Consider the following 23,672-nt stretch of genomic DNA (forward strand, 5'->3'; position numbering starts at 1 on the left):
GTCAGACTCCTTCGACTCGGCGCACGGGCAGGACCGCTCGGACACCGTCCGACTCGGCCAGCTCGGCGAGGCACGCGGCGAGGGTGGCCTCGTCCGTGCGGTGGGTGGTGATCGAGAGCGTCGTGCTCTCCCGGTCGGCGGCGGTGGCCCGGGCGGGCGAGGCGCCGTCGTAGGCATCGTCGAACACGTCGTAGAGCTCGTCACCGTAGGCGGTCGGCTCGGCGTGCGCGGCCTGGCGGACCGCCTCGATCGAGATGCCGTGCCGGGCGAGGACCGCCGCGACCATCGAGAGCATCCCCGGCCGGTCCTCGATGTCGAGGTCGAACCAGGCGGTGACCTTCTGCCGCTCGGGCGGCAGCGGGGCGAGGTCGGCGTAGGCGGACTCCCGCGGGGCACGGCCGCCCCCGACCACGTGGCCGGCCGCGGCCACGAGGTCGGAGAGCACGGCCGAGGCAGTCGGCGCGCCGCCGGCGCCCTGTCCGTAGAACATGAGCCGGCCCGCGGCCTCGGACTCGACGACGACCGCGTTGAACGCGCCGCGCACCGAGGCGAGCGGGTGGTCGGCGGGGACGAGCGTGGGGCCCACGCGCACCGAGATGCCCTCGGGCGACCCGGTGCGCCGGGCGACGGCGAGGAGCTTGAGCGCCCAGCCGTGGTCCTGCGCGGCGGTCATCTCCTCCGCCGTGATGGACCGGATCCCCTCGACCGGGACGGTCTCGAGCGGGACGCGGGTGTGGAACGCGAGCGAGGCCAGCAGGGCCGCCTTCGCCGCGGAGTCGTGCCCGTCGACGTCGGCGGTCGGGTCGGCCTCCGCGAAGCCGAGGGCCTGCGCCTGGGCCACGGCGTCGTCGAAGCCGAGGCCGTTGGTCACCATCTCGTCGAGCACGTAGTTGGTCGTGCCGTTGACGATGCCGAGCACCTCGGTCACGGTGTCGCCCGCGAGCGACTCGCGCAGCGCGTAGACGATGGGGATCGCCCCGGCCACGGCGGCCTCGTAGTAGAGGTCGACGTCGGCGGCGGCCGCCGCGTCGTGCAGCTCGGGCCCGTGGGCGGCGAGCAGCGCCTTGTTCCCCGTCACCACGGAGGCGCCGGCCTCGAGCGCGGCGTGCACCAGCGCGCGCGGCGGGTCGATGCCCCCGATGAGCTCGACGACGACGTCCGCCCGGCGCACGAGCCCCTCGGCGTCGGTCGTCAGCAGGTCGCGCGGGATCCAGGGCTCGCGCTCCTTGTCGGCGTCGGACACCGCGATGCCGACGAGGCGGAGCGGGGCGCCGGCGCGGGCGGCGAGGTCGTCGGCGCGCTCGGCGAGGAGGCGCACGACCTGCGCGCCCACGGTGCCGGCACCGAGCAGGGCGACGCGGACGTCGGTGGGCGGGGTGGCCACGGGGGCACTCACATCCTTGGCGGGTCGGGCGACTGGTCCGCCCCGCGCCTGCGGGGCCGGGGGCCAGCATAGGTGCGCGCGCCCCGGCGGCCGTGGCCCGTCCGGGAGCGGAGCAGCGGCGACGGGCCGTCAGTCCCCGGTCGTGCGGTCCGCGTCGAGGGCGAGGAGGTCGTCGATCGTCTCGCGCCGGACCATCACGCGGGAGCGACCGTCCTCGACCCCGATCACGGGCGGGCGCGGGACGAGGTTGTACTGGCTGGACATCGAGCGCCCGTACGCGCCGGTGGCCGGCACGGCGAGGAGGTCACCCCGGCCGGCGTCGCCGGGGAGCGCGACGTCGCGGACGACGATGTCGCCGGACTCGCAGTGCTTGCCGACCACCCGGGTCGCGACCGGGGCGGCGTCCCCGGGCCGGCCCGCGAGCGCCGCGGTGTACTCGGCCTCGTAGAGCGCGGTGCGGACGTGGTCCGACATGCCGCCGTCGACGGCGACGTACCGCCGGGACGCGCCGCCGTCGAGGGCGACGTCCTTGACGATGCCGACCCGGTAGAGCGTGAGTCCGGCCGGGCCCACCACGGAGCGGCCGGGCTCGACCGAGACGCGCGGGACGGGCGAGCCGAGGCGCGCGCACTCGGCGGCGACGACGCGGGCGAGGGTGGCGGCGACCTCGTCGGGCGTGGGCGGGGTCGCGTCGGCACCCGTGTACCGGATGCCGTACCCGCCGCCGAGGTCGACCTCGGGCAGGACGCGCCCGGTCTCGCGGCGCACGTCCTCGCGCAGCTCGAGCACCGCGCGGGCGGCGGCCTCGAAGCCGGCGAGGTCGAGGATCTGGCTCCCGATGTGGCTGTGCAGGCCGATCAGCTCGAGCGCCGGGAGGGCGAGGATCCGGTCGACCGCCTCGCGGGCCGCCCCGGAGGCGAGCGAGAGGCCGAACTTCTGGTCCTCGTGGGCCGTGGCGATGAACTCGTGCCCGCCGGCGTGCACGCCCGTGGTCACCCGGACCATGACGGGGACCGAGGTGCCGCGCTCGGCGGCGATCATGGCGACCCGGTCGATCTCGGCAAGCGAGTCGAGGACGAGCCGGCCGACCCCGGCGTCGATCGCCGCGGCGATCTCGTCGTCGGACTTGTTGTTCCCGTGCAGGCCGATGTCCGCGCCGGGCACGCCGGCGGCGAGCGCGGTGGCGAGCTCCCCGCCGGTCGAGGTGTCGACCCTGAGTCCGGCGGCGTGCACGAGCCGCGCCACGCCGACGGTGAGCAGCGCCTTGCCCGCGTAGTAGACGTCGGCGCCCGCGAGGCCGCGCTCCGTGGCGAAGTGCCGGTCGAACGCGTCGGCGTAGGCGGCGGCCCGCCCGCGCAGGTCGGCGAGGTCGAGGACGTACGCCGGGGTGCCGTGCTCGGCGGCGAGGTCGGTGATCGCCACTCCCCCGACGGTCAGGGCGCCGGCGTCGTCGCGCTCGGTCGTGGTCGACCACGGGCCGGCGACCGAGCCGTCGGGCTCGGGCGCGACGAGCGCGGACAGGTCCACCGGGGACGTCCCCGCCGCCTCCCCGCTCACATGCGCTCCGGGGCACTGACGCCGAGCAGCCCGAGGCCGGTGGCGATGACCTGGGTGGTGGCGTCGTTGAGCCACAGCCGCGTGTGGTGCGCGTCCTCGACCGGGCCCTCGCCGCGGGGGGTGACGCGGACCTGGCCGTACCAGTGGTGGTAGGCGGTGGCGAGGTCCTCGAGGTAGCGAGCCACGCGGTGCGGCTCGCGCAGGTCGCCGGCCATGGCCACGATCTGCGGGAACGAGCCGAGCACCCCGAGCAGCGCGGCGTCGGCGGGGTCGTCGAGGAGCTCGGGCGCGAAGCCGAGGTCCCGGCGCACGCCGTGCTCCTCCGCGTTGCGTGCGACGGCGCGGGTGCGGGCGTGCGCGTACTGGACGTAGTAGACGGGGTTCTCGTTCGACCGCTCGGTGAGCAGGTCGAGGTCGAGGTCGATCGAGGAGTCGGTCGACGAGCGCGCGAGCGAGTAGCGGGCGGCGTCCACGCCGACGGCGTCGACGAGGTCCTCGAGCGTGACGACCGTGCCGGCGCGCTTCGACATCCGCAGGGGCTCGCCGTTCTTCAGCAGGTAGACCATCTGGCCGATGAGCAGCTGGAGGTTGACCCCGGGCTCGTCGCCGAACGCCGCGCAGACCGCCATCATGCGGCCGACGTACCCGTGGTGGTCGGCGCCGAGCATGATGACGACCTCGTCGAAGCCGCGCTCACGCTTGTCGAGGTAGTACGCGATGTCGCCGGCGATGTAGGCGGTCTCGCCGTCGGACTTGACGACCACGCGGTCCTTGTCGTCGCCGAAGGAGGTGGTGCGCAGCCAGGTGGCGCCGTCGGCCTCGAACATGTGGCCGGCGTCGCGCAGCCGCTGGATCGCCCGGTCGACGGCACCGGACTCGTGGAGGGAGTCCTCGTGGAAGTAGACGTCGAAGTCGACCCCGAAGTCGTGCAGCGCCGAGCGGATCTCGCCGAACATGCGCTCGACGCCTCGGGACCGGAAGGCCTCCTGCGCCTCGGCGTCGGGCAGGGTCGCGGGCTCGGGCTCACCGGCCGCCACGGCGTCGGCCGTCACCGCGTCCGCGATGTCGGAGATGTACTGGCCGCCGTACCCGTCCTCCGGTGCCTCCTCGCCGCGGGCGCGGGCGAGCAGCGAGCGGGCGAAGCGGTCGATCTGCGCGCCGTGGTCGTTGAAGTAGTACTCGCGGGTGACCTCGGCGCCGGTGGCCTGCAGGACGCGGGCGAGCGAGTCCCCCACGGCGGCCCAGCGCACGCCGCCGATGTGGATGGGACCGGTCGGGTTGGCCGAGACGAACTCGAGGTTGATGCGGCGGCCCGCGTTCTTCTCCGACCGCCCGTAGGCTGCGCCGGACTCGACGATCGTCCGGGCGAGCTCGCCGGCGGCGCCGGCCTCGAGCCGGATGTTGAGGAAGCCGGGACCGGCCACCTCGGCGGCGGCGACACCGTCCTGGCCGGCCAGGCGCTCGGCCAGCAGGGTGGCGAGCTCGCGCGGGTTCGTGCCCGCCTTCTTCGCCAGCTGCATCGCCACGTTGGTCGCCCAGTCGCCGTGCTCGCGCTGGCGGGGTCGCTCGACCTTGACGGTGGCGGGGACGGCGTCCGCGGGCAGCGCGATCGTGCCGTCGGCGGCGAGGGCCGCCAGCTGGGCGGCGATGAGGTCGGCGAGTGCTTCTGGGGTCACGCCCCCAGGGTAGTTCCGCGCGGGCGCCGTTCCGCGCCGGGCCGGCCCTCCCGGGTGCGAGCCCTGCTACAGCTCGTGGGCGACGTACATCTCGTAGACGGGCCAGTCCTCGCCGGCGAGCGTGAAGACGAGGCCGCGCCCGTTGTCCCACAGGTACTGCACCGGCGCGTTCGGGTCGGCCGTGTCGAGGATCCGCAGCGTCCCGGTGCCGTCCGTGTTCGTCTCGCCCTCGCTGCGCACCGTCGCTCCGGCGGCCTCGAGCTCGCTGGTGAGCTGCTCGGTGAACGCGTCGACGTCCTCCTGCGAGGTGAACCGGGCGGCCCCGTAGGCGACGGAGTCGGAGCCCGACGAGTAGGTCCCCTGCCAGCCCTCGACCGCTCCTGCGGTGGTGGCCCCGTCCCACGTCTCCCAGTCGCCGGTGAGGGAGTAGGTCGTGGCCGCGCCGTCGTCGGTGTAGACGACGCTGGTGGGGATGCGCGGGCCGAGGTTACGGTCGTCGATCGACGGCCCGCGTGCGCCGTCGAGGACGAGCGTGCCGCCGATGATGACCGCGAGCAGGACGAGGGTCGAGACGATCATCGTGACGATGAGTCGGGTGTCGGACCGACCCCCCGTCCGTGCCGCCATCCGTGCGCCCCTCGTGCTCGACCTCGTGCGGCCGTGGCCGCCGCGGCCCGTGCGGCCGCCGGTGGACAGGGTACGTGGTCGGGAGCACTCTCACCTGCGACCGTGGCACGCCGTGGGCGGGATAGGATGTCCGGGCGCCTGCGGGCGTATGCCCCCGTAGCTCAGTGGATAGAGCGTCTGCCTCCGGAGCAGAAGGTCGCTGGTTCGAATCCAGTCGGGGGTACTTTCGCGCCCACCCGCGATGAGTGCGGGGATTCTTCTCGGCGAGCGAGCGGACGTCCTCCCGACGAGTGAGCACGCGCCCCCCCCCGTTCGGGCGTGCCGGACCGGTCAGTGCCAGGGGCCGCGCGCGGAGAGCACCTCGACGAGCAGGGTCGGGCGGTCGGTGATGATCCCGTCCACGCCGAGGTCGAGCAGCCGCTCCATGTCCACCTTCTCGTTGACCGTCCACACATGCACCTGGAGCCCGCGCCGGTGCGCGGCGGCGACGAACCTACGGGTGACGACGGGGACGACGCCCCGGTAGCGCTCGGGAACCTGGACGGCCACGACGCCGGCGTCCGGGCCGGGCACGCGCCGCGCGAGCATCGGGCCGACGACCGGGAGGACGGACCCGACGACGAGACGCGCCACGTCTCCTGGCCCGAGCGACGCCGGGACCGGCAGGAGCTCACGCATGCGGGCGAGCCGCGCGTCGGAGAAGGCCGCGAGGCACACGCGGTCGGCGGCGCCGGCTGCGGCGACGACCTCGACGAGCGGCGCGGCGACCTCGTCGGTCTTGGCGTCGATGTTGAGCCGGAGGTCGGGGTGCGCGGCGAGGACGTCGGCGAGCCGCGCGGGCGCTCCCCCGCCCTCGACGCTCAGCTCCTGGACGCGGGCGAGGTCGAGGTCCTCGATCGGTCCGGTCGCGGACGTCGTGCGCGCGAGGTCGTCGTCGTGGAAGAGGACGACCTCGCCGTCGGCGGTCAGCCGGGCGTCGGTCTCGAGCACCACTCCGAGGGCGGCGGCGTGGGCGACCGCGGCCGCCGTGTTCTCCGGGACCTCCAGGCGCCCGCCCCGGTGGGCGATCGCGACCGGTCCGACGCCGTCGAACAGGTGCCCGGCCACGGTCAGCAGGCCTGGGACGGGTCGACCGCGCCGAGGGACTCGAGGAACTCGATCGGAGCGACCGTCTCGCCGTCGACTTGCACCTCGAGGTGCAGGTGCGGCCCGGTGGAGTTGCCCCACGAGCCGACGTCGGCGAAGTGCTGGCCGGCCGAGACCTCGTCGCCCACCGTCACGTGGACGCCGGAGGGCGACATGTGGGTCGACCACGTCTCGAAGACCTGGCCGTCGACCTCGTGCTCGATGATGACGAGCGTCCCGGAGCGGCCCTCGATGCCGGGGCCGGCGTGGGTGACGACGCCGTCGGCGACCGCGTAGATCGGGGTGCCGAAGGGAGCCGCGAAGTCGTCCCCGGGGTGGAAGCTCCGGCCGCCCGAGATGGGGTGGGTCCGCCAGCCGTACGGGGACGAGAGGCGGTAGGTGTCGGCCGTCATCGGCATGACGGTGCCGGAGCCCTCCGAGAGCGCGGCGCGGGCGCCGGACGCCGCGAGCTCGGGCGAGCAGCGCAGGTCGTCGCGGGCCTCCGAGCGGCTGGCGGCCGCGTAGGTCGCCCGCGCGCCGGCGCCGTCGGACTCGCGCAGCTCCGACGCGACGGTGGTGTCCTGCCCCGCGCCGTCGGTGAGCACCGAGTAGGTCGGCGCGGTCAGCGCGGTGACCGGCTGGCCGGACTGGAGCTGGGCCTCGGCGGGCGCTGCGGACTGCTGGACGATCGGGAGACCCACGGCGACGACGCCGACGGCCGCCGCCGCGACCACCGAGGTCCGGACGAGCGGGCGGCGGTGGCGGGCACCCGCACGCACGAGGCCGGCGATCCCCTGCCGGCTCGCGGGCCGACGCGCGGCGGCACGGCGCTCGCGGCGGGTGGTAGCCGTCGAGGGGGTGGTGGCGGCCAAGGGAGTGGTGGCGGCCAAGGGAGTGGTGGCGGCCGAGCGGGTGGTGGTGGCCGAGCGGGTGGTGGTGGCGGACCGGGTGGTGGTGGCCGGTGCGGCGGCCGCCCGGGCGCGCAGCTCCCGACGCGTCGGGTAGCGACCCGGGCCGACGACGGGGCGTCCGGCGTCCGCTCCCGGCTCCGGAGCCCGGCCGGCTGCCTGGTCGGTGGTCGGCATGGGGGCCGTCACGGACGTCGAGGTCGCGCGCAGGTCACGGCGACGGACGCGGGTGGCGGGCACCGACGAGCCGGACGGCTCCGCCGCGGTCTCACGAGCGGGGGCGGTGGCCGGCGTACCGAGGTCCGCGGCGTCGGTGTCCGGTCCGACCTGGGGGTTCGTCGTCGTCGGGCCGGTCATGGTGCCGACCGACCGGAGGTCCCGTCGCCTGAGCCGGGGGCTCGAGGTGGCGGAGTCAGGCATGACGACAGGGACCTTCCAGCGGGGGCGACGGGCGCGGGTCCGCCCCGGCGGCGCGGGCAGGCCCGCACGCGGAAGCGGTTGATCACGAAACGATAACTGCCGGGGTCGGTCCGGTCCAGGGATCCGGCGGCTCGGTGACCAAGCACACCCGCCCGACGCGCACCAGGGTACCGAGGGTCGCGCACCGCCCGGACCGCCCGTCCACAGTCCGGCAGCAGGACGATCGGGACCATCGCACGGCACGCCCCAGGGTGGGTCTTTGCCGCTGCTTGGGACGTGGGCCCCCGCGGCGCCCGCGAACACCCGAACTCCGGCCCGAAACCGCGCGTGGCTGGGGTTTCGGCACTGCTTCGCCCTAACCTTGAACGGCGGCAGAACGCGCTCCCCCACGACTCGGAACAAGGCGGTTTCCCACGGTGTCCACCCAGGATCACGACAACTTCGGCCCGAACGCATGGCTCATCGAGGAGCTGTACGAGCGGTACCGGCAGGACCCCACGTCGGTCGACGAGTCGTGGCAGACGTTCTTCGCCGAGCGCGCGGCGGGCGAGCCCGCGCAGGCGCAGCCGGCCCCTGCCGCCCGGGCTCAGGTGCCCGCCGCGCCTGCTGCCGCGCCCGCGGCTCCCGCCGCCGGCAGCCCCGTCCGGTCGACGCCGGCGGCTCCGGCGCAGGCCCCGGCCCAGGCCCAGGCCCCGGCCCCGGAGGGTCGGGCCGAGCAGGCTCCGGCGCCGCAGGACGCCCCGACGGAGCACGTCTCGTCCGCACCCGAGCCGCAGACCCGGCCGGCCGACCCCCAGGGCCGCCCGACCGACTCCGCCGTCCAGGTCGTCCGCGGCGACCTCCCGCCGGCCCCGCCGGTCGAGGCGCAGGCCGCGACGGCCACCTACCGCGACTCGTCCAAGCCGATCGCCCGGTACAACAGCGAGGGCCGTGAGGACGAGGTCGTCAAGCTCCGCGGGGCGAGCCAACGCACCGCGAAGAACATGGAGACCTCGCTGGAGATCCCCGTCGCCACCTCGGTGCGCGCCGTCCCCGCGAAGGTCCTGGTCGACAACCGCCTCGTCATCAACTCCCACCTCACGCGCTCGCGCGGCGGCAAGGTGTCCTTCACGCACCTCATCGGCTACGCGATGGTCGAGGCGCTCGCCGAGGTGCCGGACATGAACAACTCCTACGGGAGCACCGAGGACGGGAAGCCCGCCCTCGTCCGGCCCGCCCACATCAACTTCGGGCTCGCCGTCGACCTGCCCCGCCCGGACGGCACCCGGACCCTCGTGGTGCCGAGCGTGAAGAAGGCCGACACCCTCGACTTCGCCGAGTTCGTCGCCGGCTACGAGGCGCTCGTGGCCAAGGCGCGCACGAACGAGCTGACGGTCGAGGACTTCCAGGGCACGACCGCCACGCTGACCAACCCCGGCGGCATCGGCACCGTCCACTCGATCCCCCGCCTGATGAACGGGCAGGGCGTCATCGTCGGCGTCGGCGCGATGGACTACCCCGCCGAGTACCAGGGCGCCTCCGAGCAGACGATCGCCCGGCTCGGCGTCTCGAAGATCCTCACCCTCACCTCGACCTACGACCACCGCATCATCCAGGGCGCGGCGTCGGGCGAGTTCCTCCGGGCGATCGCCACGAAGCTGCTCGGCGAGGACGGCTTCTACGACCGCGTGTTCGTCGCCATGCAGGTGCCCTACGAGCCCGTGCGCTGGAAGAAGGACACGGAGTTCGACGCCGAGACCGAGCTGGGCAAGCCCGCCCGCATCGCCGAGCTCATCCACGCCTACCGGTCCCGCGGCCACCTCATGGCGAACACCGACCCGATCTCCTACCGCCAGCGCATGCACGCGGACCTCGACATCACGAACTACGGGCTGAGCCTGTGGGACCTCGAGCGCAAATACCCCACCGGCGGGTTCGGGGGGAGCAACCGCGCCACGCTGCGCGAGATCCTCAACAACCTGCGGGACGCGTACTGCCGCACGGTCGGGATCGAGTACATGCACCTCGCCGACCGCGCACAGCGCACGTGGTTCCAGGAGCGACTCGAACGGCCCTACGCGAAGCCGTCCTCGGAGCAGCAGCTGAGGATCCTCTCGATGCTCAACAAGGCCGAGGCTTTCGAGACGTTCCTGCAGACGAAGTTCGTCGGCCAGAAGCGGTTCTCCCTCGAGGGCGGCGAGTCGCTCATCCCGCTGCTCGACACGATCCTCAACGGCGCCGCCGCCGAGGGGCTCGACAGCGTCGCGATCGGCATGCCCCACCGCGGCCGGCTCAACGTGCTCGCGAACGTCGCCGGCAAGTCCTACTCCCAGATCTTCGGCGAGTTCGAGGGCAACTTCGACCTCGCCGGGTCGGGGGACGTCAAGTACCACCTCGGCACGGAGGGCAAGCACGAGTCGCCCGACGGCGGGGTCACGAGCGTCTACCTCGCCGCGAACCCGTCCCACCTCGAGGCGGTCGACGGCGTCCTCGAGGGCGTGGTCCGCGCGAAGCAGGACCGCATCGACCTCGGCGACAAGGGGTTCTCGGTGCTGCCGGTGCTCATCCACGGCGACGCGTCGTTCGCCGGGCAGGGCGTGGTCACCGAGACGCTCAACCTCTCCCAGCTGCCCGGGTACCGCGTGGGCGGAACGGTCCACGTCATCGTCAACAACCAGATCGGCTTCACGACCTCGCCGTCGTCGTCGCGCTCGTCCTACTACGCGTCCGACATCGTCAAGGGCCTGCAGATCCCCGTCCTCCACGTCAACGGCGACGACCCCGAGGCGGTCGCCCGGGTGGCCGAGCTCGCGTTCGAGTTCCGCGAGGAGTTCCACAAGGACGTCGTCATCGACCTCGTCTGCTACCGCAGGCGCGGCCACAACGAGGGCGACGACCCCTCGATGACGCAGCCGGTGATGTACCGCCTCATCGACGAGAAGAAGTCGGTGCGCACGCTCTACCAGGAGTCCCTCATCGGGCGCGGCGACATCACCGAGGAGCAGAGCGCCGAGGCGATGGCGGAGTTCCAGCGCACCCTCGACGAGGGCTTCGCGGCGTCGAAGGACCGCAACGGGCGCGACGGCGGCGACTCGGTCGCCGGCCTCGAGAAGCCGTCGGCCCAGCAGGAGGACGCCGGCCTCATGGTCGGCTGGTCGACGGCGGTGAGCCCCGCGGTCGTCGAGCGCGTGGGCGAGGCCCACGCCCGGGTGCCCGAGGGCTTCACCCTGCACCCCAAGCTCAAGCAGCTCACCGAGCGGCGCGTGAAGATGGCCAAGGAGGGCGGCATCGACTGGGGCATGGGCGAGCTCATCGCCTTCGGCTCGCTGCTCATGGAGGGCACCCCGGTGCGCCTCGCGGGCCAGGACTCGCGGCGCGGCACGTTCGTCCAGCGGCACGCGGTCTTCCACGACAACGTCGACGGCAAGGAGTGGACGCCGCTGCGCTTCCTCACCCCCGACCAGGCAAAGCTGTGGATCTACGACTCCTCGCTCAGCGAGTACGCGGCGATGGGCTTCGAGTACGGCTACTCGATCGAGCGGCCCGACGCCCTCGTGCTGTGGGAGGCGCAGTTCGGCGACTTCGCCAACGGCGCGCAGATCATCATCGACGAGTTCATCTCCTCGGCCGAGCAGAAGTGGGGGCAGTCCTCCTCGCTGGTCCTGCTCCTCCCCCACGGCTACGAGGGGCAGGGGCCGGACCACTCCTCGGCACGCATCGAGCGCTTCCTCACCCTGGCGGCGCAGGACAACATGCTGCTCGTCCAGCCCTCGACGCCGGGCAACTACTTCCACTTCCTGCGACAGCAGGCGTACGCGCAGCCCCGCCGCCCCATGGTGGTCTTCTCCCCCAAGCAGCTGCTGCGCCTCAAGGCGGCCGCGTCGTCGGTCGAGGACTTCACCGAGGGCGCGCTGCAGCGCGTCATCGGCGAGGTCGACGAGCAGGTGGTCGCGGGCGGCGGACAGGTCGACCGCGTGCTGCTGTGCTCGGGGCGCGTGTTCTACGACCTGGCGGCGGCCCGGAAGAAGGCCGGCGACACCCGCACCGCGATCGTGCGTCTCGAACAGCTCTACCCGGTCCCGACCGAGGACGTCCTCCGGGCGATCGAGCCGTTCGGTGACGCCGAGCTCGTGTGGGTCCAGGACGAGCCCGCCAACCAGGGCGCGTGGCCCTTCCTCGCGGCGAACCTGCACGTGTTCGGCCGTCCGATGAAGCTCGTCTCGCGCCCGGCGGCGGCCTCCCCGTCGGCCGGCTCCGCGAAGACCCACGCGGCCGAGAACGCGCAGCTCGTGGCCGACGCGTTCGCGCGCTGACGGTCGAGCGACGACGCCGCGGGCGGCCGCTCCTCACGGGGTGGCCGCCCGCGGCGTGTCAGCGGTGGGGCAGGATGGAGCGTCCCCGTGCACGACGGGGCCCGGTGAAGGAGGGGTATGAGCGACGGCGTGCGGATCTGCGTGCTCGGCGACGAGCTGGTGGCGGGACAGGGGGACGCGCGGGCCTTGGGCTGGGTCGGCCGCGTCCTTGCGCGGACGCGCCACGAGGTCGACCCGTTCGTCGCCGCGCTGCCCGTGCCCGGAGAGACCTCGACGAACCTCGCCGCACGCTGGGAGAGCGAGACCGCGAGCCGGTTCGACGCCCTCGACGACAACCGGCTCGTCATCGGCCTCTCCGCCTCCGACGTCACCTCCGGCGTCTCGACCGCGCGCTCGCGGCTCAACCTCGCAAACGTCCTCGACGCCGCATCGGCCTCGGACGTGCGGACCTTCGTGGTCGGTCCCCCGCCCCGGCTCCGGGTCGACGAGCGCGCGCTCGGCACGGTCTCGGACGCGTTCGCGGACGTGTGCCGCCGCCGCCACGTGCCCTACGTCGAGACGTTCGAGCCGCTGCGCTCCCACGAGCAGTGGCTCGCGGACATGTACGGCGGCAACGGCGTGGTGCCGGGCCAGGCCGGGTACGGGCTGCTCGCGTGGCTCGTCCTCCACGAGGGCTGGCACGGCTGGCTCGGCGCCGAGGACCGCGCGGCCTGACCGGTCTCGGCCGGCTCAGCCGCACTCTCGACAAGTAGGGGGCGACTCCCAACCGCACTCTCGACACGTGAGGGCGGCTCCCAACCGCAGTCTCGACGGGAACGAACCGCACTCTCGACGGGTCAGGGGGCGGGCTCGACGACGAGCTTGCCCGCGATCTCGCCCCGCTCCATGCGAACGAGCCCCTCGGGCACGGCGTCGAGGGAACCGATCACCTCGGCGCGCGGCCGCACGCCGGTGGCCACGAGCGCGCGCTGGAGCGCCTCGAGCTCGTCCCGCGTGCCCATCGTCGAGCCGAGCACGGCCAGCGACCGGAAGAACACCCGGCTCAGCTCGGCCGGGGGCGCGTCGCCCGACGTCGCGCCGCACACGACCACCCGCCCGCCAGGACGCAGCGACCGCAGCGAGTGCCCCCACGTGGCCCGGCCCACCGACTCGACGACGAGGTCGGCCCGCTCCGTGAGCCGCCCGCCGCTCGGCAGCACCTCGTGCGCGCCGAGCTCCGTGGCCAGCGCGCGACCGGCCTCGCTCCGCGAGGTGGCGACGACCCGAGCGCCCATGAGGCGGGCCAGCGAGATCGCGGCGCCCGCAACCCCGCCGGTCGCGCCCTGGACGAGCACGGTCTCCCCCGCGCGGACCCGACCCACCGTCGTCAGCATCCGGTAGGCGGTCAGCCACGCGGTCGGCAGGCACGCGGCCTCGGCGAACGAGAGCTCCGGCGCCTTGTCGACGAGGTTGCGCGCGGGGACGTGCACGTGCTCGGCCAGGGTCCCGGGGTACCGCTCCGAGAGCAGGGTCCGCGCCGGGTCGAGGGTCTCGTCGCCCTCCCACGCCGGGTCGCCGACGACGGAGTGCACGATCACCTCGCGGCCGTCGTCGGTCACGCCGGCCGCGTCGCAGCCGAGGACCATCGGGAGCCGGTCGGCGGGCAGCCCCACGCCTCGCAGCGACCAGAGGTCGTGGTGGTTGAGGGCGGCGGCGCGCACCTTCACGCGCACCCAGTCCTCCGGCACGTCGGGCGCGGGGACGTCCCCGACGACGAGACCCGCGAGCGGCTCGTCCGGATCCTGGCTGACGACGGTGGCGGCACGCATGCGGTCAGCCTAGGCGGCACCGCCGTGTCGTCCCGGATCGTCGGTGACCCGCGGCCCCCTGCCCGCTGCACCGCCCGCCGCCCCGCTCCCCCACGGACGAGAACGGCCCCCGGCATCGCCGGGGGCCGTCGTCGCGATCAGGCGTTGGGCCGCTTGCCGTGGTTGGCAGCGCCGTTCTTGCGGGCCTTCCGCTTGCGTCCGCGCTTGGACATGAGTGCTCCTCGAGGACTCGGAGGTCTCCCGCTGCGCGGGAGGACTGGACGGGCCATCCTCCCACACGGCGCGGACGGGCGCGACGGTGCCGTGCGTGACGCGGGTTGCGCGCACAGCGCGGTGCGCGGCACCGCGGGCAGCCCGCTCGTTCAGCGGCGCTCGACCGTCACGCTGACGACCGAGAGCTGCGAGACGATGCGCGCGCGCAGCGATTCCGGCGCCTGCTCGGTGCACGAGCGGCGCAGGATCGTCTTCACGTGCGCGGCGGCGTCGACCTCGCCGCGACAGGTCTCGCACGTCTGGACATGCCGCCGCAGGCGCTCCCGGTGGGCGTCGCCGAGCTCGGCGTCGATGAACTCGTACACCTGGTCGGTCAGCTCCTCGCAGGAGCACGGGCCCGCGGGCACGTCCGCCTCGACGGCCCGCACGATGCGGTCCGCGAGTGCGTCGTCGTCGTAGGGCGTGGTCACTTGGTCACCTCCGTCCGGATACCGAGCTCGCGGGCGTGGTCGGCCAGGAGCTCGCGCAGCTGGCGGCGCCCGCGGTGCAGGCGGGACATGACGGTCCCGATCGGGGTCCCCATGATCTCGGCGATCTCCTTGTAGGCGAATCCCTCGACGTCGGCGAGGTACACCGCGAGCCGGAAGTCCTCCTGCAGCTCGGCGAGCGCGTCCTTGACCTCGGAGTCCGGCAGGGACTCCAGCGCCTCGGTCTCCGCCGAGCGCAGCCCGGTCGACGTGTGCGAGGCGGCCGCGTGCATCTGCCAGTCCTCCACCGCGTCGGCGTCGGTCTGCATGGGCTCGCGCTGCTTCTTGCGGTACGTGTTGATGTAGGTGTTCGTGAGGATCCGGTACAGCCAGGCCTTGAGGTTCGTCCCCGGCCGGTACTGGTGGAAGGCGGCGAACGCCTTGGTGAACGACTCCTGCACGAGGTCCTCGGCGTCGGACGGGTTGCGGGTCATCCGCATCGCCGCGCCGTAGAGCTGGTCGATGTACGGGAGCGCCTCGGCCTCGAACCGGGCGGCCCGGTCGTCGTCGCTCTCGCCCGCGGGCGCGCGGTCGAGATCCTCCCCGACGTCGTCGGGCGTGGTCACGGCGCCGGTGCGCGGCGCGTCGTCGGTGGTCATCCCGGCCCAGACTAGACCGCGGCGGGCCACGGGCCGCTCGAGGGTCGCCATGCTCATGCCCTGGACAACCAGGTGGCGGTGCCGATGTATTCCGTCCGCGTGCCTCGCGGCCCCGGATGTGGCAAGAATGGTGACATGAGCCTCCACGCGATCATCGCCCGCCCCCTGCTCGCCGCGCCCTTCCTGGCCGACGGCATCGGGGCCGTCACCAAGCCGCAGAAGCACGCCGAGAAGGTGGAGCGCATCCGGCCGACACTGGAGAAGCTGGGCGTCCCCGAGCAGGTCACGGCCGCGCCCGAGCTGCTCACGCGCGCCCTCGGCGTCGTCACCACCGTGTCCGCGCTCGCGCTGGCCACGGGCCGCAAGCCGCGCACCGCGGCCTTCACGCTCGCCCTCGTCTCGGCCCCCGTCGCCGTCGCGCGCAACCCCGTGTGGACCGCGGAGGGCGAGGAGCGCAAGGAGATGACGTCCGACCTCCTCGCCTACGCGGGCCTCGTGGGCGGCCTGTTCACCGCCGCCGCCGACCGAGGCGGCGAGCCGTCGCTGCGCTGGAAGCTCGGGAACAGCCTCGAGCAGCGCGCCGAGATCCGCGCGGCCAAGGCCGAGGTCAAGGAGAAGTACACCGACTGAGCCCGGTGCGGCCGGCGGCGACGGCCATGTCCCGCCGCCGGCCGGGGCCCTACCCTGGGCACGTGACCACCTCCGACATCTGGCCCGCCCCGCGCTCGAGCGGCCCCCTGGACGCCACCGCCGACGTCCCCGGCTCGAAGTCCCAGACGAACCGCGCGCTGCTCCTCGCCGCGATCGCGGACGGTCCCACCCTCCTGCGCCGCCCGCTGCGCTCGCGCGACACCCTGCTCATGGCCGAGGCGCTGCGCGCGCTCGGGGCCTCCGTCGAGGACGTCGGCACCGACTGGCGCGTCACGCCGGGCCCCGTCGTCGGCGGCACGTCGATCGACTGCGGACTCGCCGGCACGGTCATGCGGTTCGTCCCGCCGCTCGCTGCGCTCGCCCCCGGGGACACCCGGCTCGACGGCGACCCGCACGCGCGCGTGCGCCCGATGGCACCGCTCGTGGCCGCCCTGCGCGGGCTCGGGATCGAGGTCGACGCGGCCGGCGGGCCCGGGTCCGAGGTCCTGCCGCTGACCGTCCACGGGCGCGGCCGGGTCGAGGGCGGGGTCGTCGACGTCGACGCCTCGTCGTCGTCGCAGTTCGTCTCCGCCCTCCTCCTCGTGGCGCCCGCCTTCGCGCGCGGGATCGACCTGCGGCACGTCGGCGCACCCATGCCCTCGCTCCCCCACGTCGCGATGACGGTGGCCACGCTGCGCGAGCGCGGGGTCGAGGTCGAGGTGCACGAGGAGGACGGCGTGCCGGTGCGCTGGGTCGTCTCCCCCGGGCCGGTCCGCGGCGGCGAGGTCGCCATCGAGCCGGACCTGTCGAACGCGGGCCCGTTCCTCGCCGCGGCCGCCGTGACGGGCGGGACCGTGCGGGTGCCGGGCTGGCCGACGAGCACGACGCAGGCGGGCGACGCGATGCCCGGCCTGCTCGCGATGATGGGCGCCGAGGTGGACTGGCCGGCCGAGGACGTCCTGTCCGTCACCGGTCCGGACGCGGGCGACCTGCGCGGCATCGAGGTCGACCTGCACGACGTCGGGGAGCTCACCCCGACGATCGCGGCCGTCGCCGCCCTCGCGACGACCCCGACCCACCTGCACGGGATCGCGCACCTGCGCGGCCACGAGACCGACCGCCTGGCCGCGATCGTCACGGAGCTGCGCCGGCTCGGGGGCGCGGCGCACGAGACCGAGGACGGCATCGTCGTCGAGCCCGCCTTCCTCCACGGCGCCACGGTCGAGACGTACGGCGACCACCGCATGGCGACCTTCGCGGCGATCCTCGGGCTGCGGGTCGACGGGGTCGGGATCCGCGACGTGGGGACGACGGCGAAGACCATCCCCGACTTCGTCCCGCGCTGGAACGCGCTGCTGGGATGAGCAGGTCGCGCGCGTGAGCCGCCGGGACGTCGGGACCGACGACGAGCGGGTCCGGGTCCGCCCCGGGAGGGGGACGCGCCCGCGCACGAAGACCCGGCCCGCCCACGAGGATGCCACCGACGGGACCGTGCTCGCGGTCGACCGCGGCCGCTACCGCGTCCGGACGGCCGAGGGCACCCGGGTCACCGCCGTCAAGGCGCGCGAGCTCAACCGGACGCGGACGGCGATCGTCGTCGGGGACGAGGTCGCCCTCGTGGGAGACGTGACCGGCGACGTCGACACGCTCGCCCGGATGGTGGCCGTCCGCGAGCGGCGGACCGTGCTGCGGCGCAGCGCCGAGGACGGGGACACGGTCGGGGTCGAGCGGCCCGTGGTGGCCAACGCCGACCAGCTGGCGATCGTCACCGCGCTCGCCGACCCGCCGCCGCGGCCCCGGATGATCGACCGGTTCCTCGTGGCCGCCTACGACGCCGGGATGGACCCGCTCCTCGTGCTCACCAAGGCCGACCTGACCGGGCCCGAGGAGCTGCTGGCGGCGTACGCGGCGCTCGACGCGCGGTTCGTCGTCGTCGGGGGCATGGACACGGCGGGCGAGGACACGGCCGGGCCGGCGGACGTGCCCGCGGCGACGGACGGCTCCGGGGCGACGGGTACGCCCGCCCGGGACGACGGCCTGACCGAGGTCCGCGAGCTGCTCGCCGGGCGCTCGACCGTGCTCGTCGGACACTCCGGGGTCGGCAAGTCGACGCTCGTCAACGCGCTCGTCCCGGACGCCGAGCGCGCCACGAGTCACGTCAACGAGGTCACGGGCCGGGGCCGGCACACCTCCAGCTCGGCCGTGGCGCTCGAGCTCCCCGGCGGGGGCGTGGTCATCGACACACCGGGGGTGCGCTCGTTCGGGCTCGCCCACGTCTCCGCGGGCTCCCTGCTCGCCGGGTTCGCCGACCTCGCGGAGGCCGCCGAGCAGTGCCCGCGCGGCTGCACGCACGCGGCCGACTCCCCCGACTGCGCGCTCGACGCATGGGTGGTCGGGGCCCGTGAGCCCGGGACGGACGCGGCGGGCGGCGGCACGGCGGGCGCGCACCCGGCGGACGGCGTGGCGGCGGACGCGCGCGCGGCGCGCCTGGAGTCCTTCCGGCGGTTGGCGGCGGCGTTGCACGGCGGGCCGGGTACGGTCGAGCGATGAGCACCGGCCCCACCAGGCGTATCGACGACGACCTGCGCCTCGCCCACGTGATCGCCGACCAGGTGGACGCCCACACGACGGCGAGGTTCGGCGCCGTCGACCTCGAGGTCACGTCCAAGCCCGACCTCACCCCCGTCACCGATGCCGACCGCGGCGCGGAGGAGCTCGTGCGTGCCCAGCTGGCCCGCACCCGCCCGCGCGACGCGATCATCGGCGAGGAGATGGGCGCCACCGGCCACTCCCAGCGGCAGTGGGTCATCGACCCGATCGACGGGACGAAGAACTTCGTCCGCGCCGTCCCCGTGTGGGCCACGCTCATCGGGCTGGTCGAGGACGGCGAGGTCGTGCTCGGCGTGGTCTCCGCCCCGGCGCTCCAGCGCCGCTGGTGGGCGGGGTCCGGGACCGGCGCCTGGACCGGCCGCTCCCTGTCCTCGGCGAGGCAGATCCACGTCTCCGCCGTGCCCGAGGTCGCCGACGCCTCCCTGTCCTACTCGTCCCTGGGCGGCTGGGCGCAGCGCGGCCGGCTGCGGGCCTTCCTCTCGCTCGCGCAGGAGTGCTGGCGCACCCGCGCCTACGGCGACTTCTGGAGCTACATGCTGCTCGCCGAGGGCGCGGTGGACATCGCGACCGAGCCGGAGCTCGCGCTGCACGACATGGTCGCGCTCGTCCCGATCATCACCGAGGCCGGCGGCCGGTTCACCTCGCTCGACGGCGAGGACGGCCCGTGGGGGTCCGACGCGGTCGCGACCAACGGGCACCTCCACGACCTCGTGCTCGAGATCCTCTCGGGCCAGGAGGACTGAGAACCGGCCCGGCACCGGGCACCGGCGCTCGCCCTCGTGACGCGCCCGCCCTGGTGACGACGCCGGCACGGTGTCGGCGGCTCCGCCTACCGTGAGCGCATGCGGATCCTGCACACCTCGGACTGGCACCTGGGCCGGACGCTGCACGGCGTCGACCTCACCGAGGCGCACCAGGCCTACCTCGACCACCTCGTCGAGGTCGTGGCCGCCGAGCGGGTCGACGCGGTGCTCGTCGCCGGGGACGTCTACGACCGGGCGATCCCCCCGACCTCGTCGATCACGCAGCTCTCCGAGGCGCTCGCCCGGCTGACCGAGCTCACCCGCGTGGTCCTCACGCCGGGCAACCACGACTCGGCCGTGCGGCTCGGCTTCTCCGCCGCGCTCCTCGACGAGCGCCTGTCGATCCGCACCCGGGTCGCGGACGTCGCACGGCCGACGATCCTTCCCGGCGCGGACGGCGGGGTCGGCGCCTACGTCTACCCGCTCCCCTACCTCGACCCGGACATGGCGCGCGCCGACCTCGCCGAGGCCGGGCCGGACGGCGCACCGCTCCTGCCGCCGCGCAGCCACGAGGGGGTGGTCACCGCGGCCATGGGCCGCGTCCACGCGGACCTCGCCCGACGGCGAACGGCGGACCCCACCCGGGTGCCCGCCGTCCTCATGGCGCACGCGTTCGTGGCCGGCGGCCAGGCGAGCGAGTCGGAGCGAGACCTGAGGGTCGGCGGCGTCGAGGTGGTGCCCTCGGGCGCGCTCGCCCATCCCGAGGCGACGATCGACTACGCGGCGCTCGGGCACCTGCACGGCCCGCAGCGGGTCGGCGGGGACGTGCCGGCGCGGTACTCCGGCTCGCCGGTGGCGTTCTCGTTCTCCGAGGAGCACCACGTGAAGTCGAGCGTGCTCGTCGACCTCGGCGCGCCGGGCTCGGAGCCCGAGCTCGTCGAGGCTCCCGTGCTGCGCCGGCTGACCACGCTGCGCGGGACGATCGACGAGCTGACCTCGGGGGCGTTCGACCACCACGCCGAGGACCACGTGCGGGTGACCGTCACCGACGCCGCGCGGCCCGCCCACATGCGCGCCCGGCTCCTCGACCACCTCCCCCACCTGCTCGTCCTCGCCCACGAGCCCGAGGGGGCCGTGCCGCTCGGCGGCCCGGTCCGGGTGACGGCCGCGGAGGACCCGGTCGAGATCGCCGCCCAGTTCGTGGCCGACGCGGGCGGGGCGGAGGCGACGGCCGCCGAGCGGGCCGCGCTCGGCTCCGCGGTCGAGGCCGCCGAGGCGATGCGGAGGTCCGCCTGATGCGGCTCCACCGCCTGACCATCGAGGCCGTGGGGCCGTTCCCCGGCCGGCACACGATCGACATCGACGCCCTCGGCGCCTCGGGCCTCTTCCTCCTCGAGGGGCCGACCGGCTCGGGCAAGACGACGATCATCGACTCGATCGTGTTCGCGCTGTACGGCGACGTGGCCGACTCCGGGGGGTCGCACCGCTCGCGGATGCACTCGCAGCACGCGGAGCCCGGCGTCGAGCCGGTGGTCGACCTCGTCCTGTCGACCGCCCGTGGCGTCTACCGGATCCGCCGCACGCCGTCGTTCGAGCGCCCCAAGCAGCGCGGGAGCGGCACGACGACCGTCAACCCCACGGCGCGCCTGTGGCGGCTCGCGTCGGACGACCTCTCGGGCGTCCCCGCAGGCGAGGACCCGCCGGGCGAGCCGGTCTCGGCGGGCGTCCAGGAGGTCGGCACCGAGCTCGGCTCGATCCTCGGCCTGACCAAGGAGCAGTTCACGCAGACGGTCGTGCTCCCCCAGGGGCAGTTCGCGCGGTTCCTCCGCGCCGGCGTGGCCGACCGCCAGCAGGTGCTCCGGCAGATCTTCGCCACCTCGCTGTACGACGACGTCCAGTCACTCCTCGCGGACCGCGCCCGGGAGGCTCGCGCCTCGACGGAGCGTGCGGCGCAGTCCGCCGGCCGCGCCGCCTCGGCGGTCGCCGAGCACGCGCGGCCGGGCGAGACGGAGCGTGCGGCGCTCGTGGCCGCCGCGGAGGCGTTCGACGCAGACGGGGTCGAGGCGATAGTCGGGCCCCTGCTCGCGCGGCTCACCGACGAGCGGGCGGCCGCGGGAACCGCGCACGAGGCGGCCCGGGCAGCGGACCGCGCTGCGCAGGAGACGCTCGACACGGAGCGCCAGGTCGCCCGGGCGATCGAGCGGCGCACCGCCCTGCGCGCGGGCCGGGACGAGCTGGCCGCGGCCGCGGAGGACGTCGCCCGCACCCGCGCCGCCCTGGCCGCGCACGCCGGCGCCCGGCCCGTCGTCGTCGCGCTCGATGCCGCCGACCGCGCGCGGGAGGCGCTCGAGGGTGCGGCTCAGGGGCTCGACCGGCGCGTCCGGGAGGCGCGGGAGGCCCGCGACGACGAGGCTTCACGTGTCGAGGGTCGTTCTCGTGTCGCGGACGCTCCCCGCGGCGGGGAGGGCGGGGGCGACGACCCCCTCGGCACGAGCCCCGTCGGTTCGGGCCTGGTCGACTCGGTCCTGGTCGACGCCGGTCTCGACACCGGGGCGGCCGCCGACCCGGACGCCGAGGTCGACACCGACCTCGCCGCGCACGCCGACCGGCTCGAGGACGAGCGCCAGCGGGCGACCGCCGAGCAGGGCCGACTGTCCGCGCTGGTCGCGACGGAGGCAGGGCTCGCCGCGCGCCGGGAGCGCCTCGCGGCCACGGAGCGCTCAGTCGGCGACCTCGACCGCCGGCTCGCCGACCGGGCGACCGTCCTCGCCGGCCTGCCCGAGGCGCGGGCGGCGATCGTCGAGCGTCGGGCGACGGCGCAGAACGCCGCCGCCGAGCTCTCGGGGGCACGCGCGGCGACCGACGACGCCGAGACGCGACTCGCCGCCGCTCGCCTGGCCGAGCGGCGCCGCGCGGAGCTCGCCGCCGCGACCGAGGCGCTCGACGCGGCCCGCACGACGGCCGAGGAGGCGCAGGGGCACGAGAACGACCTCCGCGCCCGCTGGCGCGACCAGGTCGCCGGCCGGCTCGCGCGCGAGCTGACGGACGGGGCGCCGTGCCCGGTGTGCGGGTCGCTCGACCACCCTGCCCCGAGCCCCGACTCGGACAGCCCCGTCGGGGAGGAGGACCTCGCGGCGGCCGAGGAGTCGCGCGCCGGCGCCGACCGCGCCCTGTCGGCCGCCTCGTCCACGAGGGCCGCGGCCGAGGAGCAGGTCCGTGCCGCCGCGGAGGCCGCCGGGGACCGGAGCGTCGACGACGCCACGCAGGCGCTCACCGCCGCCCGGGAGGCCGTGCGCCTCGCCGAGCAGCAGGCCGCCGAGGTGGTCCGGCTCGACGAGTCGCTGGCCGCCCACGACGTCCGCGCGGCGCGGGAGGCGGAGCTCCGCACGGCCGACGAGACCGAGCGGGCGTCGCTGATCGCGGCCATCGAGTCGCTGCGCGCCGCCCTCACCGAGGACGAGGAGGCCGTCGTCGCCGCCCGCGGCGCCCACGGGTCGGTCGCGGACCGGGCCGCGGCGCTCGGCACCCGCGCCGCACGGGCGCGCGGCCTCGCCGAGGCCGTCCGGACGCTCCTCGACCGCCGCCGCGCGGCCGCGGACACCCGGGACCGGGCCGCGGCGGACCTCGCCGCCTCCGAGCTCGCCGACGCCGCGAGCGCCCGCGCCGCCGTGCTGCCCGACGGCGAGCGGGCCGCCGCGGAGCGCCGGGTCTCCCACCACGAGGCCGAGACGGCCCGGGTGACGGCCGGCCTCGCGGAGACCGAGATCGCCGGTCTCGCGGAGGACGCGAGCGCCGACCCCGCGGCCGCGGCAGCCGCGCGCGAGGACGCCGCCACGGTCCTCGAGGCGGCCGCCGCCGCCCACGACGCCGCGCGCCGCACCCTGACCAGCACGACCGGCGCCGTCGAGACGCTGCGGGCCGAGCTCGAGCGGCACGCCGCCCGCGCTCTCGCCGATGCGCCGCTCGTGCGCGTGGCGGACCTCGCAGCCGGTCGCGAGTCCCGGACCGGCGTCACCCTCGCCACCTACGTGCTCCTCCGCCGCTTCGAGGAGGTGCTCGCCGCGGCCAACGACCGCCTCGCGTCGATGTCCGCGGGCCGGTACGTGCTCCGACGCACCGACGACCGGGAGGAAGGCGTCCGGGCCCGCGCGGTCGGGCTCGGGCTCGAGGTGCTCGACACTCACACCGACGCCCCGCGCGCGACCCGCACGCTCTCCGGCGGGGAGACCTTCTACGTCTCGCTCGCCCTGGCACTCGGTCTCGCGGACGTGGTCGGCGCCGAGTCCGGCGGCATCGAGCTCGGCACCCTGTTCGTCGACGAGGGGTTCGGCACCCTCGACCCGGAGACCCTCGACTCGGTGATGAACGAGCTCGGCGCGCTCCGGGACCACGGCCGCACGGTGGGCCTCATCAGCCACGTCGCCGAGCTCAAGCAACGGATCCCCGACCAGGTCACGGTGCGCCACCGCGGCGACGGACGAGGATCGACGCTGACGGTCCGGGCGGGCGACTGAACGTCGCGGCCGCTGGCCCTCCTGCCGGTCCGGGAGCCG

18 protein-coding genes and 1 tRNA gene are annotated in these 23,672 nt (G+C 75.1%); 9 read left to right on the top strand and 10 right to left on the bottom strand.

The genetic code is table 11. The annotated features are described in order from the left end of the window. Nucleotide 1 precedes the first annotated feature (1 nt). From ACZLMO_RS02645 to ACZLMO_RS02660, 4 genes are all read right to left on the bottom strand, one after another. Entirely contained in the window at nucleotides 2–1,396 is a 1,395-nt protein-coding gene (locus tag ACZLMO_RS02645) for a homoserine dehydrogenase (RefSeq protein ID WP_463652774.1), read from the bottom strand. A 117-nt stretch (nucleotides 1,397–1,513) separates the two neighbouring features. Then, nucleotides 1,514–2,911 (bottom strand): diaminopimelate decarboxylase, encoded by a 1,398-nt coding sequence (gene lysA, locus ACZLMO_RS02650; RefSeq protein WP_425714664.1) that lies wholly within the window; start codon nucleotides 2,909–2,911, stop codon nucleotides 1,514–1,516. A 26-nt stretch (nucleotides 2,912–2,937) separates the two neighbouring features. Continuing rightward, nucleotides 2,938–4,617 (bottom strand): arginine--tRNA ligase, encoded by a 1,680-nt coding sequence (argS, locus tag ACZLMO_RS02655; protein ID WP_425714543.1) that lies wholly within the window; start codon nucleotides 4,615–4,617, stop codon nucleotides 2,938–2,940. Between the two features lie 66 nt (nucleotides 4,618–4,683). Further along, complete coding sequence (locus tag ACZLMO_RS02660) at nucleotides 4,684–5,244, bottom strand: hypothetical protein (RefSeq protein ID WP_425714544.1); 561 nt, start codon at nucleotides 5,242–5,244, stop codon at nucleotides 4,684–4,686. A 150-nt stretch (nucleotides 5,245–5,394) separates the two neighbouring features. Between ACZLMO_RS02660 and ACZLMO_RS02665 the strand changes: the two genes are divergently transcribed. Continuing rightward, nucleotides 5,395–5,467: transfer RNA gene (locus tag ACZLMO_RS02665), tRNA-Arg, on the top strand. A 107-nt stretch (nucleotides 5,468–5,574) separates the two neighbouring features. Here ACZLMO_RS02665 and ACZLMO_RS02670 read toward each other — a convergent pair. Further along, nucleotides 5,575–6,351, bottom strand: coding sequence for a glycerophosphodiester phosphodiesterase family protein (locus tag ACZLMO_RS02670; RefSeq protein ID WP_425714545.1), 777 nt, complete (start codon nucleotides 6,349–6,351; stop codon nucleotides 5,575–5,577). 2 nt (nucleotides 6,352–6,353) lie between these two features. After that, the gene (locus tag ACZLMO_RS02675) at nucleotides 6,354–7,697 is read right to left on the bottom strand and encodes a M23 family metallopeptidase (protein ID WP_425714546.1); all 1,344 of its coding nucleotides are present in this window, start codon (nucleotides 7,695–7,697) and stop codon (nucleotides 6,354–6,356) included. Nucleotides 7,698–8,113: 416 nt separating this feature from the next. Between ACZLMO_RS02675 and ACZLMO_RS02680 the strand changes: the two genes are divergently transcribed. Together ACZLMO_RS02680 and ACZLMO_RS02685 are read left to right on the top strand one after the other, a co-directional pair. Further along, nucleotides 8,114–11,989 (top strand): multifunctional oxoglutarate decarboxylase/oxoglutarate dehydrogenase thiamine pyrophosphate-binding subunit/dihydrolipoyllysine-residue succinyltransferase subunit, encoded by a 3,876-nt coding sequence (locus ACZLMO_RS02680; RefSeq protein WP_425714547.1) that lies wholly within the window; start codon nucleotides 8,114–8,116, stop codon nucleotides 11,987–11,989. A gap of 117 nt (nucleotides 11,990–12,106) precedes the next feature. Then, nucleotides 12,107–12,703: a GDSL-type esterase/lipase family protein gene (locus ACZLMO_RS02685; RefSeq protein ID WP_425714548.1), complete on the top strand. Its 597-nt coding sequence runs from the start codon at nucleotides 12,107–12,109 to the stop codon at nucleotides 12,701–12,703. Nucleotides 12,704–12,825: 122 nt separating this feature from the next. Here ACZLMO_RS02685 and ACZLMO_RS02690 read toward each other — a convergent pair whose 3' ends face one another. The 4 genes from ACZLMO_RS02690 to ACZLMO_RS02705 all read right to left on the bottom strand — a co-directional run bounded on the left by ACZLMO_RS02690 (nucleotide 12,826) and on the right by ACZLMO_RS02705 (nucleotide 15,136). After that, entirely contained in the window at nucleotides 12,826–13,797 is a 972-nt protein-coding gene (locus ACZLMO_RS02690; protein ID WP_425714549.1) for a zinc-binding dehydrogenase, read from the bottom strand. A gap of 137 nt (nucleotides 13,798–13,934) precedes the next feature. Next, nucleotides 13,935–14,009, bottom strand: a complete 75-nt coding sequence (locus ACZLMO_RS02695) for a 50S ribosomal protein bL37 (protein ID WP_425714665.1) — start codon at nucleotides 14,007–14,009, stop codon at nucleotides 13,935–13,937. Nucleotides 14,010–14,159: 150 nt separating this feature from the next. Beyond that, complete coding sequence (gene rsrA, locus ACZLMO_RS02700; protein WP_425714550.1) at nucleotides 14,160–14,480, bottom strand: mycothiol system anti-sigma-R factor; 321 nt, start codon at nucleotides 14,478–14,480, stop codon at nucleotides 14,160–14,162. Further along, the gene (locus ACZLMO_RS02705; protein WP_463652775.1) at nucleotides 14,477–15,136 is read right to left on the bottom strand and encodes a sigma-70 family RNA polymerase sigma factor; all 660 of its coding nucleotides are present in this window, start codon (nucleotides 15,134–15,136) and stop codon (nucleotides 14,477–14,479) included. The genes rsrA and ACZLMO_RS02705 overlap by 4 nt, the downstream gene beginning before the upstream one ends. A 135-nt stretch (nucleotides 15,137–15,271) precedes the next feature. Here ACZLMO_RS02705 and ACZLMO_RS02710 point away from each other — a divergent pair, with 135 nt between their 5' ends. The 6 genes from ACZLMO_RS02710 (at nucleotide 15,272) to ACZLMO_RS02735 (ending at nucleotide 23,633) form a co-directional block, all read left to right on the top strand. Continuing rightward, a complete protein-coding gene (locus tag ACZLMO_RS02710) occupies nucleotides 15,272–15,766 on the top strand; it encodes a DoxX family protein (RefSeq protein WP_425714552.1) in 495 nt (164 codons plus the stop codon). Nucleotides 15,767–15,792: 26 nt separating this feature from the next. Further along, nucleotides 15,793–17,130, top strand: a complete 1,338-nt coding sequence (gene aroA / locus ACZLMO_RS02715) for a 3-phosphoshikimate 1-carboxyvinyltransferase (protein WP_425714553.1) — start codon at nucleotides 15,793–15,795, stop codon at nucleotides 17,128–17,130. Between the two features lie 13 nt (nucleotides 17,131–17,143). Continuing rightward, nucleotides 17,144–18,316: a ribosome small subunit-dependent GTPase A gene (rsgA, locus tag ACZLMO_RS02720; RefSeq protein WP_425714554.1), complete on the top strand. Its 1,173-nt coding sequence runs from the start codon at nucleotides 17,144–17,146 to the stop codon at nucleotides 18,314–18,316. Further along, the gene (gene hisN, locus ACZLMO_RS02725) at nucleotides 18,313–19,119 is read left to right on the top strand and encodes a histidinol-phosphatase (protein WP_425714555.1); all 807 of its coding nucleotides are present in this window, start codon (nucleotides 18,313–18,315) and stop codon (nucleotides 19,117–19,119) included. The genes rsgA and hisN overlap by 4 nt, the downstream gene beginning before the upstream one ends. Nucleotides 19,120–19,218: 99 nt before the next feature. Next, nucleotides 19,219–20,415: an exonuclease SbcCD subunit D gene (locus ACZLMO_RS02730; protein ID WP_425714556.1), complete on the top strand. Its 1,197-nt coding sequence runs from the start codon at nucleotides 19,219–19,221 to the stop codon at nucleotides 20,413–20,415. After that, on the top strand, nucleotides 20,415–23,633 hold the full coding sequence (locus tag ACZLMO_RS02735) for an AAA family ATPase (RefSeq protein WP_425714557.1): 3,219 nt from the start codon (nucleotides 20,415–20,417) through the stop codon (nucleotides 23,631–23,633). Before ACZLMO_RS02730 ends, ACZLMO_RS02735 begins: the two co-directional genes overlap by 1 nt. Nucleotides 23,634–23,672 lie beyond the last annotated feature (39 nt).

This window comes from Georgenia sp. G2120 (genome assembly GCF_055326485.1).